10 protein-coding genes are annotated in these 12,780 nt (G+C 43.3%); all 10 read left to right on the top strand.

The window, feature by feature from the left end:
- Positions 1-196 (top strand): phosphopantetheine-binding protein (locus AAHB90_RS31485; RefSeq protein WP_342089308.1); only part of this gene is annotated, 196 nt, incomplete at its 5' end.
- Between the two features lie 9 nt (positions 197-205).
- Positions 206-1,828 carry a condensation domain-containing protein gene (locus tag AAHB90_RS31480; RefSeq protein ID WP_342089307.1) on the top strand — a complete coding sequence of 541 codons (1,623 nt, stop codon included), beginning with the start codon at positions 206-208 and terminating at the stop codon, positions 1,826-1,828.
- Between the two features lie 19 nt (positions 1,829-1,847).
- The gene (locus AAHB90_RS31475) at positions 1,848-2,999 is read left to right on the top strand and encodes a glycosyltransferase (protein ID WP_342089306.1); all 1,152 of its coding nucleotides are present in this window, start codon (positions 1,848-1,850) and stop codon (positions 2,997-2,999) included.
- An 11-nt stretch (positions 3,000-3,010) separates the two neighbouring features.
- Entirely contained in the window at positions 3,011-4,759 is a 1,749-nt protein-coding gene (locus tag AAHB90_RS31470; protein ID WP_342089305.1) for an ABC transporter ATP-binding protein, read from the top strand.
- A gap of 53 nt (positions 4,760-4,812) precedes the next feature.
- On the top strand, positions 4,813-5,811 hold the full coding sequence (locus AAHB90_RS31465; RefSeq protein ID WP_342089304.1) for a cupin-like domain-containing protein: 999 nt from the start codon (positions 4,813-4,815) through the stop codon (positions 5,809-5,811).
- 146 nt (positions 5,812-5,957) lie between these two features.
- Positions 5,958-6,590: a glycosyltransferase family 25 protein gene (locus AAHB90_RS31460; protein ID WP_342089303.1), complete on the top strand. Its 633-nt coding sequence runs from the start codon at positions 5,958-5,960 to the stop codon at positions 6,588-6,590.
- Between the two features lie 113 nt (positions 6,591-6,703).
- Positions 6,704-7,399, top strand: a complete 696-nt coding sequence (locus AAHB90_RS31455) for a glycosyltransferase (RefSeq protein ID WP_342089302.1) — start codon at positions 6,704-6,706, stop codon at positions 7,397-7,399.
- A gap of 258 nt (positions 7,400-7,657) precedes the next feature.
- Positions 7,658-8,551 carry a polysaccharide pyruvyl transferase family protein gene (locus AAHB90_RS31450; RefSeq protein ID WP_342089301.1) on the top strand — a complete coding sequence of 298 codons (894 nt, stop codon included), beginning with the start codon at positions 7,658-7,660 and terminating at the stop codon, positions 8,549-8,551.
- Between the two features lie 213 nt (positions 8,552-8,764).
- A complete protein-coding gene (locus AAHB90_RS31445) occupies positions 8,765-10,066 on the top strand; it encodes a hypothetical protein (RefSeq protein ID WP_342089300.1) in 1,302 nt (433 codons plus the stop codon).
- A gap of 625 nt (positions 10,067-10,691) precedes the next feature.
- On the top strand, positions 10,692-12,776 hold the full coding sequence (locus AAHB90_RS31440; protein ID WP_342089299.1) for a hypothetical protein: 2,085 nt from the start codon (positions 10,692-10,694) through the stop codon (positions 12,774-12,776).
- Positions 12,777-12,780 lie beyond the last annotated feature (4 nt).

The raw sequence follows: 12,780 nt of genomic DNA, 5'->3' as shown, positions 1-12,780 counted from the left end.
CAACTTCTTTGAGCTGGGCGGGCACTCGCTGATGGCAATCCGGATGGTAACCGCGGTAAAGGACAAGCTTGATATTGATGTCATTGTCCGGAGCTTGTTTTTGTATCCGGACTTGAAATCGCAGGCAAGCCATCTTGACTTGATCCGAGCGAATGAAATTGTGTATGGTGAAGATGTTAGTTCAATTGTACTATAAATAATGGCTATGCAAAACACAGACATGGTTGACCTGCCAGATCTAATTAAAAGAGCAAATAAATCGAGGGTGAAGTTATCGGTTTCGAATGATAATCTGGTGGTGAATTTTCCTACCGGAGAAGCCCCGGATGAAGGGTTGATGAGTCTCTTAAAAATAAACAAAGAGCGCCTTAAAAAGTATCTAAAAGAGCATTTCTCTTTTGATAACAATCGCATCCATGCTAAGCCCGATTTGACTGCTGCTAACGGCACCGAGCTCTATAAGGCAACTTCTGTCCAAAATTATTGGCTCGATGATTCCTTAGATAGTGAGTTCAAGAAATATGACACCATTCACGGCACGTCTCTCTCTGTTTTCGATATTGATGGATTTTTCGATTTAGCCATTTTTAGCCGCTCAGTACAGCTTCTGATCCAAAGACATGAAAGTTTGCGAGCGTATTTTGTCCGTGTTGACGGTCACTTCTACATGGGAGTCGACAATGCGCCGTCAGAAGACAAGTATATAAATATTTTGAGCGAAGATGAAATTAGTAACAACAGTCAGATCGAGCATTTCGCAAACTTTGAGGATCATCGGTTTGATCCTAGTACAGGGCCACTGTTTTTGGTCAGGATATGTTGTAAAAGTCCAAACAATTGGATCCTATCTATAAAAATTCACCATGTCATTTGCGACGGCTATTCGTACGATGTGATTCTAAGGGACCTGTTCCGCTATTACCAACAGTATGTAAAGGGGGGGGCTCTGACAATTTTGCCATTGAAAGCACAGCTAAAAGATTTTATGGCAATGGAGAATGACTATGTTAAAGAAAATTCCCTAGCCGATGAACGATATTGGCTGTCGCGTTTCGATTCCCTCCCGCCAGAACTTTTCATCCCTGGATCGAGCATGAAAAAGTCGAAAATATTCGAACAGGTCTTCGATGCACAACGGTATGAGTTTAGCTCACAGCTTGCTCATAAGGTAACAGAACTTGCAGGTAAGAAGAATGTAAATGCTTTTGTTATCATCCAGGCCGCGCTTGGAAGCTTTCTGTTCCGACAGGGAAACCCAGGTGATTTCTGCTTTGGCACATATGTGTTGGGAAGGGACTTTCAGGGAATGGAGCAGCAAGTAGGTTGCTTTGCCAATACAAAGCTGATCAGATTTTCATTCGAGCAGCAGTCCAGTTATGAGGACGTGATCGATGCGGTGGCGAAAGCTAATGAGGATATGGCCAGGCATAGGGCGACAACACTGAGAGAGATTTTGGAGAGAATGGGGCCTGCTGGATTCCCGGAGCGATGTGCTTTTTGGAACATCAATGTTCAGTTTGCATATGCCAAAAAAGAACCAGCCGTCAGAGAAGACGGCAATGACAGGATCGTCGATATTGGGTTCAATATAACCAAGAGGAAACCTAAGCCTCACAGTCTAATCGCCATTGATATGCAATTGCAGTTCACCAGCTCACCGGATACATTACATGTTGATGCGCAGTTTGATGGTAGTCGGCACTCCAAAGAATCCATCCTATCATTTCTAACAGACTTCGAGAAATATTTCTCCGCATTGTCAATATCATCAGATGTTGGAACCGGAATAGAGGAATTCTCACACATGTATCCCAATCAAAGATTTTAAAACATTAAAATCATTTATTATGATGTATTTGTCAAGCCCAACTGTTTCTGGCCTTACCTGGATTCGAGGTGACTTTGCCGGAACTAACAAGATTTGTATCTTGATACCTCAGTACAATGAGAAAAATCGTACCAATTTCACAGAGCGCCTGGACTATTTCCGGAATCTTGCCTTGCAACACTCCGATACTATCGACGTAGTATTGATTGACGATGGCTCAACAGACGATAGCCTTGATGAAATCAACAGCTACATCAATATTTGGCCAGACTGTTTCTTTGTAGCTTCGGTTTTCCCCAACGGAAACAAGGTCGGGGCATTGCATCGCGTTACGATTTCCATACCACATGAGTTCATTGTTCTTTCAGACTTTGACACCGACCTTACGGGTTTGGACTCGTTGGTGTCACAAATTGATGGTTGGAGAGATCAGCCAAATCAAATGGGTTTTTATTTTCGGATGATCCCATACGAGGGGGTTGGCTCCATTTTTCAATATCAACAGTTGGAGTACTGTCTTGCGCGGATGTGGTATGAGTACCATAGGGCAGATGCGACAGTGCCGGTTATGCCGGGGGCCGGCTGCTGTTACAAAAGAGAAATATTACTATCGATCTATCAAGACCACAGCGGCCTGAGAAATGGAGAAGATCGCGAGGCCACGATGATCGGAATTCGTAAAGGATATTCAACGGTCTATTTAGACTCAGTATTGGCTTTGACCAGGCCTCCTCTTACCTACAAAGATCTCGTAAAACAACGTATCAGGTGGAATCTGGGCTACATTGAAACAGTCTTTTTCGAACGCAAAGCCTACTTAAAGGAGGTTTTAAGCTTCACCAGGATGGGTTCACGATTTCTTCACGATGTGCTCTATGTTCTAGTCCTGTTGACGCTTCCTTTGATAGTCCTGTTTTCGTCCGTTTTTGCTCCGAAGCTACTTTTGGCAGTCGGAGCGGGGTATGTGGGCTATTCATTGTGGATTCTCTTCCTGCTAAGGGCTCTGCCGGCAGAGGCCGTTGAACTAAAAAAGGGGATGCTTGGACGCGCTTTGCTTTTCCCGGCAATAAAGGTATTTGTTGAGAGTAGGGCATGGTTTGCTGCAGCTCTAAAATTTATAACTGCTCGTGGGAGGTCTTCCAGGAGAATTTCAAATGGCGATCGGTTTTAAACCTGTGATTTATGAAGATTTTTGATGGTGACTTTCTGCATCTATGGTCATTTTTAAGGCCGTACAGGTGGCGGGTGGTAAAAGGATCACTTTTTGTGTTGATAAACAGCGCGGTAGGAATGGTCTTTCCTTTTCTGTTGAAGCTTTTAATTGATAGCCAGTCGGCCAATGGAGTCAAAAACTTTTCAGCAACCGAATTGCTGATCGGAATGATTTTGCTTGTAGTCATTCAAGCGGTCGTAAATTATTGGCGCCTTTACCACGTAATTCTGATTGGAGATAACCTAATGGCTGATTTGCGAACAAGCATTTTTAGTCACATTGTAAAGTTGCCGTTGGAGTTCTTTAACCAGAACCGGGTCGGTGAGCTGGTAAGCAGGATTCAGAATGATGTTGCATTAATCCAGGAAAGTGTTTCTATTGCCTTGACGGACATGTTGCGTAACATTGGCACTTTGGCGATTGCTACTACTTTGGCCTTCACATTGTCGATCGAGCTTGCGAGTCTTATCCTGATACTTTTACCGGCGATTGCGATAGCTGCCCGCTTTTTTAATAAGGGTATTCATGATAACTCAAGGGAGCTTCAAGACAAAGTTGCCGAAAGCAACATTATCCTTGGTGAGGTTTTTGGCGCTATCTCGAATGTCAAAACATTCACCAATGAATGGTATGAGGTAGAACGATTTCGTCAGAACATGAACCAGGTCGTTGCAACAGCAAGAAAAAGTGCGCACGTTAGATCGATGCTTGGTTCAGCGCTCTTTTTAATTGTCTTTGGCGCAATTATTCTGATAGCGTGGCGAGGCATGTCACTAATGAGGCAGGGTGTAATATCGTACGGCGACTTACTGGCCTTTGTCATATATGCAGTTTATATAACGAGCAGCCTAAATGGGATGGCTGATTTGCTTTCGCGTGTCCAAAGAAGCCTAGGAGCAACCCAGCGGATTTCAGAACTGCTTCGATTACCTACCGAGCAAGTTGAGAAAATAGAAAGTGGTTTGGATCCAGATCAAATTATAGATGGGAGCTTGGAAATAAAGGATTTATCATTTTCGTATCCGACGAACAGGTCTCAACATGCTCTGCGAGACATTACTCTAAAAGTTGAAGCCGGCGAACGGGTGGCAGTGGTTGGGCCAAGTGGGGCGGGGAAAAGTACGCTCTTGGCAATGCTTTCCATGCTTTACAAACCTGACGAAGGCGTGGTATTGTTCGGCAAAAGGGACTCTGCGGATTTTCCTTTGTCTGCATTAAGGAGTCAATTTGCCATCGTGCCTCAGGATCTTCAACTTTTTGGGGGCACAGTTAAAGAAAACATCATTTATGGCAATCTTATGGCTTCGATGGATCAAGTTATTCAAGCAGCAAGAGAAGCCTGTGCCCATGAGTTTATTTCAGCCTTACCAGATGGTTACATGACCGTAGTTGGGGATCGCGGCACCAGGTTATCAGGAGGTCAGCGGCAAAGAATTGCAATTGCAAGAGCCATTTTAAGAGACCCTAAGATATTAATTCTGGACGAAGCTACCAGTGCGCTCGATACGGAGTCAGAGTTTCTTGTCCAGACGGCACTGACCAATTTGATGAAGTTCAGAACATCGTTCGTGGTGGCACATCGTCTTTCCACAGTATACGGAGCGGACCGAATAGTGGTCCTCCAAAATGGTTCGATTGTAGAAATCGGCAGTCATCAACAGCTGATGGATACTGATCAGGGTCTTTATAAACGGCTTATGGAGTTTCAGCTTGCATAGGTAGTTATTAAGACCATTGACAGGAAACTCTAACATCTTAAATTTATAATGCTATGACAAATCAAGTTAATGCAGTCATTGAACGGGAGATTTTGACCGTTGAGGATTTTACCCGTGAATTTTATGAACCAAATCGACCGGTGATTATTCGGGGTGCAGCCAAGCATGTGCCGGCCTATGAGTCTTGGACCGTACAGTATCTAAAAGATAAGATCGGTGCACGAATAGTGAAGATGGGTTACAGTGAAAGTGGGGTCTTTAACTTTCACAAAGGAGAGGCTAAGGTTGTCTCTCTCCCTTTCAATGAGGCGCTCGATCATATGTCAGACAGCAAACCATATTATATTTCACAAGCATCATTGGCCGAAACCTTCCCGGAGCTGGCGCCGGATCTTGAGGATCCTCAATGGATTTACAGCCGAGATATCGGCCGATCTACCAACGTGTGGATCGGGGGCGGCGGTTGTGTTTCGCCGCTCCACTTCGATACATCACATAACTTTTTGGTTCAGATAGTAGGGAGGAAGAAGATAACTCTTTTCCCACCTTCCGATTCCAAATTTCTGTATCAAGGTACCAGACCCGGCTTTTTTCATGTCAGTGAGATTGATATGAATCGCCTTGAACAATATCCACTTTTTAAGCACGCCAATACATACACCCTTACTCTTCATACCGGCGATATTCTTTATATACCATTGTACTGGTGGCATTTAGTGGAGTCGCTGGACATGTCAGTCAGTGTGAATTACTGGTGGGACAGATTTGAGTTGGTAGACGGGATTTCGCTTGAGTCGGCTTCAGGTGAACAGGCTAATAGTGTAATTCAATCGTTCCTGAAAGCTGGTGCTAAAATTGACCAGAAAAATGCGAATGGAGAAAGCATGCTCTACAAAGCCTTTGAAATGGGCTTTTCGAACTTTGCAGAACAGTTGCTTATACTTGGCGCAGACCCGGACTTGGAGTGTGGGGTAGCAAGGTTACAAACGCCAAGACGTCTGGCTGTGGAAAAAGGCATGGACGAATTGTTTGCAAAGACCAGTTCCTTTTGATATTGATGTAATTCCATTGCAGCGAATGTTCTCTGCCTCGTGAAGGAGCTTTTTTTTTAACGCTTGCAGGCAGACTTTAATGTATAACCCAATAGGTCGGAATTATCCCGGTCAGGAGGCATTTTTTGACTTATTACAATCGCCCGATGTTAAATACGTTTTTTGACAACACATTTTTGATTAATCTCGATAGAAGGTCTGATCGTTTGGTAAACGCTGCTGCTCAATGCAAAAGGATTGGCCTTCGCTTCGAGCGGTTTCCAGCTTTCGATGGGAGCATAGAGAAGCTGGACTTTGTTGAGGCAAGCTTAATTGGGCAACCCGATTATTATTGGAATTCCGCAGCAGCCGGGTTGGTGGTGTCCTTTATGAGAATTATTGAGACCAGTATTGACCGTGGGTACGAATCTATTCTGATATTGGAGGACGATGTGACCTTTCGAGATGATTTGCAACAAGTCGTCGGACGGTGGTTACAGCAGGTTCCAAGTGATTGGGAGACGCTTTACTTTGGAGCTTTACACCTGGCGCCTTTCATTCCAGTCAGCCAGCACGTTGCTCGCATTACACGGAGCTACCATACGCATTGTTGGGCATTACACAGCCGTGTTTTCAAGGAATGCCTGGAAATCGCCAGGCAGCTTGATAATCCTTTGGACATCATGGTCGCTAACGAGATACATCCAAGAGGACGATCTTATTGTTTTATAGAAAATATCTCGTTTCAAGCTGCGGGGTATAGTGACATCATGGCGCGAGAAGTAGCGCCAAAGCTATGAGGGATCGTTCTTTCAGCATACTATCCGCGAAAAGTTTTGATTTCGAGGCGATTGCGCGGCGTTTGGGACTGCTTTCGAAAGTAGTGCGAATTTCTTTAAACGTTTCATAAAAGATGGAAAAATTAAAAAACAGCTTTGTCATTGTAATTCCTGTCTATAATTGCGAGGAATATATCCATAGATCCTTTTACTCGGTTGTCTCACAGGTGTTTCCTGATTTAGGTGTCATCATCCGTGATGATCAGTCGACGGACTCCACACCCTTTATTTTGGAGCAGATTTTGGGAATTGACGGGATTACAGAATTCTACACGAAGTTTCATGGTAAAGATGTTCTCTTTATCCGGAATCAGCATAAATTCTATGGTGGAGGTAACACGTATGATTCGGCTCGAAACTACATTTCAAACCGTTCCGCCATTGTTGGGGTCGTTGACGGAGATGATTGGTTAACCGATGCTGAGGCGGCCGCGAAAATCTTTGATGTTTATGCTAGCAGAAAAGTTTGGCAGGTGTGGTCTCAACATCAAGCCAACAGTCTTGCCTTGGTTGGGCGTAGCGGGTTTTCTTCGGAACTGCCCGATGATCTACGCATTTATCAAGACAGAAACTATTGGTCGGTTTCTCATTTCCGGACATGTCTGGCCTGGCTATATGATTACGTAAGGGAGGAAGATTTATACGATCCTTTTGAAAGGAAGCCATTTTGCAAGTTTGCCGCCGATGCGGCAAACATCTACCCAATCTCAGAACTTTGTGGCAAGGCTAAATCGTTTTTTTTTAGACGAAGTTCTGTATTTCTACAATGATAATCTTACCAATGAAGTAAGTATATCCCAGGATTCAGTATCGAAGTATTCGAGATACATCAGAGATAAAACCATATACAGGCCAATGGTCAAGGTTTAACCAAGGATACTTCAAATGCTTGCAATGTATCGAAATTAAGTCTTTGAATAATAAACGTCACAATGATGGCGCTGATAGTAAGTAAAATGTCGCTTCGTTGAATTGTAGCTTGCATTTTTGGGGCTAATCAGGACATCTTATATCGCTAATAATAAATAATGAAGACCTTCAGCAACTTCCAATTTGCCGGACTTTCTTATCCAAATCTCACTAACATTGGTGACCACATACAGTCGATTGCTGCGGAACGACTCCTGCCGCGGGTTGATAAACGTTTCGAAAGAGACGGTCTGAGGCATTTGGATGAACCTGACCAGTCTGTGTTAGTGATGAATGGATGGTTTAGCCATAGGCCTGAGGATTGCTTTCCGCTTGCCAAGAACATCGTGCCAATCTACTTTGGATTTCATTTAACGCATTGGAACGGTTCGTGGAACTATGTATTGAATAATGAGCAGTGTCTCGAGCATTTTCGAATGAATGGCCCAATAGGCTGTCGAGACAGTCATACCGCTGCAAAGTTGTCAAGCGCGGGGATCGAGACATTTTATAGCAAATGTTTGACGCTGACTTTTCCGAAAGCCCCATCAAGACCCAGGCACGGGTGGAACGTTATTGTCGACGTTCCGTTTCCACTCCCACCGTCGATTGAAGACCGGTCTATACGTATAAGCCATGCCGTCTCGCCAAAGATGCAGGAACATAAAAAGCGAAGAAATGCCGAGGACGTTCTCGATTTCTATCGGAACAATGCTAATCTGGTCATCACGACCAGGCTGCATTGCGCGTTGCCTTGCCTGGCTCTGGGAATTCCCGTTGTTTTCTTTGGAGATAGTAATGATTATAGAATTTCGATTACGAAAGATTTAGGATTGCCTATTTACTCCCGGCCAGAGAAGTTTTTCAAAAGAAGCGGGTGTGACATTAAAATGTTCTGGGACAGCGTTGATTGGCAACCGGACACGCTCGATATAGAGCAAGAAAAGCAAGGCATTCTTGATTCGTTCAGCGCACAATTATGGCGGCGAGCATCTAGTCTACGTCCAAGATAATCGGATTAGGTTGCAGTTGGTTGGATTTGCCGCCGAAGGTATAAAAGTTTCTCATGATGTTGATATGTAGTTCTTTATGCTTTTGAATTGATTAAGCGGTAGCAATTTTTTGAGGGGTAAAAACTAACTTGAATCCGAAGTTAGCGGTTTGGTAAGTCCTCAGTTTCTTCTGCTGCTCCGGTCAAATTCACTTGAAACCTATCCCTATCAGCTATGCGAACTGTTATCTACACAATTGTTATCTATCTGGTTCCGCTATTCGTTTTTTCACAGGCCAAACTAGTTTTTGATCGACCGTCACCATTCGAGACCAGAGAGGAGCTCCGCGATTTCAAAATCATTATCCCTTTCGCCATTACTACCAAACAGGACAATGTTGAAGTAAGTGTAATCGTCGACGATGCGGATAACGACTCGGAAAAAGGAAAAGATTATCTTATCGACGAGGGTACAAAAATCAAACTCTCTGTGGATAATAAATATAAAGGGGAGCTCTCCATGACGATTAAGGCAGATAATTTTAATTCTGAGCCAACTGAGGCAGTCCACCTCACTTTATCGTATGAAGAGGACGGTAAAAAAGCGGAGGTGAAATATTTAGTAATGATCAAAAACATTCTCGATGGGGGCGTAGACGAGCCGATCTATACTGAGCGTGAAAAGTCGATCATTCGAAATTTATCTATCGAGCTTTTTACCGGGGGGAATCTTGACTTTTTAGAAAAGCCGAAGTTCAAAAACATAGGAGGAGAGTTCGTAGTAATGGCTAACGACATCGTAGGGCCAGACGACCGGTTCGGCGGATTCGTAGGCATATCAACGTTTCGGAATTTTTCTTATGATTCTTCTAACATAGTTACTCGAAAACAGTACATCAAATTAGATGACAAGCCCTACAAGGAGGGTGAAACCGAGTATATTAGAAAGGTATATGTGGATCATAAAAAGATATCATCAACCCAATGGAGCTACTATTTTAATCCAACTTTCCGGGTTTTCAAGCGGAAGAGTGATTTCTTCAATATGTACTATTCGATAAGAGTTGAAGTTCTTCGAAAAACAACTGTTGTGGGGTTCGACTCTGAACTTGTCTCGAGTGACACAAGCAAAGCCAGTCTTGGACCTTCGCCAGTTTTTCAGACAGGAAATGGATTTGTGGCGCAGAATGTTTCAGATACGAGAACTAATGGATTTTTTAGTGCAGGCGTTCCTATGATATTGAATGCTAATAAGAAGTTCAAGCTTTATTTTGACCCAAATATTGGATTAGCGGAAAACAACTACACAGAGTTTGTGCAGTCAATAGATAAACAAACAAATCGGAGAACCATTGTTCCAACAAGAATTAAGGATACTAAGTTTTTCTATCTGGTCCGTCTGCGGGTGTCCGAGCGGTTTACGGGCTTGAATGTGACAATAGGTGGCGAGGTCCGAGGATTTCTACCTGCTTATGAGCCGTCTATCAATGCATATCTAGGACTTAGGGTAGGTCTTGATAAACTCATTGGCCAATGAGAAACTAGACGTTTCACACTGAATTTTTCCGAGTTATAAGGGGACTAGGACCTTGAAAATGATATCTCATCGAGATAAACTACTATATATTTAGCAGAACAGTTAATATCTTGCGGAGGAATGTTCTGGGGTAAGCACTATTTTGTTCAACCTTGGTGGGTTATTTGCGACAGGCTTACCCCATAATTTCTCCCGGACGATTTGGCTGATTGAATTTCGAACACAAAAATTACTTGATCGGTCTTTGCAAGTGCTAGTAGCAAATTTTCGGCATGTGTCAAGACCACGGCATTTGCGAAGTTTTTTAAGTTTTAGGACATTTATCAAGATGAAGAAAGCTAGTCTTTAAATCTTCTTAGTCCGTGAATGATGGCAACGCCTTGAGAGGGATATCTTGAAAAGCTAACCACCATTGGATCCGTAATCCACTATAACTTTATTTCTAAGTAGCTTGTATTCTCATCAGGTAATGACAAGCTACAATCTCGATGATCCCTCAATGGCTCCGAAGTCGTTGAGAGGCAGATAATACCGAATAATAACTTAGTTGTTTGTATCAGTGAGTTACGACGATTTGTTGATACCTTTTATTGGTCAATGCTTCGTAAGATTCTCGGCCCCTATCATGAAATATTTGCTCGTTATTGTACTGGTCATTATATCAACACAGTTGTTTGCACAAATCAGCTCTTCGGTTGAATATCGTCTTTCGACCTCTGACCTTCGTTTGCATGGGACAATTCCTAACAAACCGAAATTGAAAGGGGCAATTGGAAAATTCGACGGGACAACAGTTTTTCGGGTAACGGAAATCAATCCCCTTAAATATCGTTACTCAGTTAATAATGTCGCGATTTCTCACTTTACCGATCAAGCCTCTAAAGATTCCGAGCAATCGAAAGCTATAAGTGGGAATGGTGTTGTTAACCCTGAGGTTATAATTCCGGATGTTTTCTCAACAGATACTACAAAAAGCCAAATTCGGAAGAAATTAGCCGACTTTAATGCTAAACGGGTCGCTACGGTAGATTCGCTCAGGATGGTAAGCAAGGCGTTGCAGGGAATGTATAGTGATTTAGCCAGAACGACGAAGTATTCTTCTTCCAAGGCGAATTCCGCTCACGGACGCCACAACGGCAGTCCAGCTGTTGTGAAGAAGACAGAAGCAGAAATGGTGGCCAAAACTGAGGAAGAAGAGGAAAAGGAAATGGCGGCAGCCGGAGAAACGGCAGCTATGGAGGTAATTAGAAAGCGAATATATTTAGATAGTTTATTTATTGTTAGTAACGACAAGTACCGTATACTTAGCGAGCGTTTACGCGACCTGAGCTACGAACGTTCTGTACAAATTCAGGATTATGTTGCCTACATCCGTAAACTACCAATCATTAATCCAGGCAACGCGATCATCCGCCGATTAATGTCGACGGTTGCCGATACTGCTACCTTATATTATCCCATTGATACTACCAAGCAAGCATTCGCAAAGGATTTCAAAACCAGATACGACGATTTCGACACCATGGAAGATTTTCTGTCCTATATTAGTGCCCAGCCGCATGATATGAAAAACGGGTTGCAAAACAGCGAATTCCTAAGTCTTGAGAAAAAGTATAAGCTCGATTGGGAGCATCCGACCGTGGGCGAATACCATGGCATCGGCTTGCAAGAGAACTTAAATTCAGTTCGCGAACAAATACTTGAAAAGCGTTTCCAATTATATCAGGACTATGTACTGCTTATTGCCACCAACATAGGGATGCGTGTACAGGAACATGCCGTGAAATATGCCACATTTCATAGCCAGGTGCTGGCGATGAGCTCAATAGATTCTGCGACGCTCCATCAAATCAATGTTAAAACGCAAAAACTTCGTGATTTTTTAATCTATGTCCGGCAAGCTGATGCAGATTTGCAGGTGCTGATGAGTTACCTTGACGTTAATGTTGCGCTCTATGAAAAAATGGCCACCAACGTAAATAAGAACTCGATTCTACTCAATAAAATTTTAACAAGTCTGGCAACCGTCCAAAAGTCCACAACAAGTGAAAACCTAATGCCTGCCACGGCGAACTTTGGAAATTATGATGTTCTAAGGTTTGTCATCAGGCGTGAAGAGGTTGGCAGCAAGGATAGCAAAGCTTCAGAGTATGTCTATGAATATTGGCTGCGTGGGGGGCTAAAGGTTGACTTTAGTGTCGGCTTTTTTGGTAGTCGGCTTATCGACGATGTGTTTAATAAGGTCCTTATTTCTACCGATACCTCCGGTGTGGACAGTATTCAAATCAAGCGTCAAAATTCAGGGAGGGCTGATTTCGCATTTGGCGGCATGGTCAATATTGTTCGCCGAAATGGTGATAGCTGGTTCAACGGTGGTCTAAGTTTTGGAGTCGCTTACGCTGGCAATAAATCGCTGCAAGCACTCGCCTCAGTTTCAGTTCATCTCGGCAAATCAGAACGAATCATCCTGCATGCTGGTTGTGCATTTGGCCGGGTTCGATGTCTGGATCTGTCGGCCAACAACTTCATTACCGATAGCGGTAACATCGTGGTAAAATCGAAGGATACCTCATATTCATCATTCAACATTCCCTATTACGAGAAGTTTGAAGCGAAGATGTTTTTTGGAATAACTTACAATTTGTCTAAAAAGAATGCTTTGTCTTCAGTTTCTGGAGCGGGGCTAAACACCTATAATTCTTTCAACTGATAGT

The organism is Dyadobacter sp. OTU695 (genome assembly GCF_038440355.1).
Taxonomy (GTDB): Bacteria; Bacteroidota; Bacteroidia; order Cytophagales; family Spirosomataceae; genus Dyadobacter.
The sequence above is the reverse complement of the archived record's forward strand: the minus strand, read 5'-3'. Positions and strand labels throughout refer to the sequence as shown.

Bases quoted from the DNA above. Each gene is read 5' to 3' on its own strand.
- AAHB90_RS31480 (WP_342089307.1), top strand. From the start codon at position 206: ATGCAAAACACAGACATGGTTGACCTGCCAGATCTAATTAAAAGAGCA.
- AAHB90_RS31445 (WP_342089300.1), top strand. From the start codon at position 8,765: ATGCGAACTGTTATCTACACAATTGTTATCTATCTGGTTCCGCTATTC.
- AAHB90_RS31465 (WP_342089304.1), top strand. From the start codon at position 4,813: ATGACAAATCAAGTTAATGCAGTCATTGAACGGGAGATTTTGACCGTT.
- AAHB90_RS31460 (WP_342089303.1), top strand. From the start codon at position 5,958: ATGTTAAATACGTTTTTTGACAACACATTTTTGATTAATCTCGATAGA.
- AAHB90_RS31470 (WP_342089305.1), top strand. From the start codon at position 3,011: ATGAAGATTTTTGATGGTGACTTTCTGCATCTATGGTCATTTTTAAGG.
- AAHB90_RS31440 (WP_342089299.1), top strand. From the start codon at position 10,692: ATGAAATATTTGCTCGTTATTGTACTGGTCATTATATCAACACAGTTG.
- AAHB90_RS31475 (WP_342089306.1), top strand. From the start codon at position 1,848: ATGATGTATTTGTCAAGCCCAACTGTTTCTGGCCTTACCTGGATTCGA.
- AAHB90_RS31455 (WP_342089302.1), top strand. From the start codon at position 6,704: ATGGAAAAATTAAAAAACAGCTTTGTCATTGTAATTCCTGTCTATAAT.
- AAHB90_RS31450 (WP_342089301.1), top strand. From the start codon at position 7,658: ATGAAGACCTTCAGCAACTTCCAATTTGCCGGACTTTCTTATCCAAAT.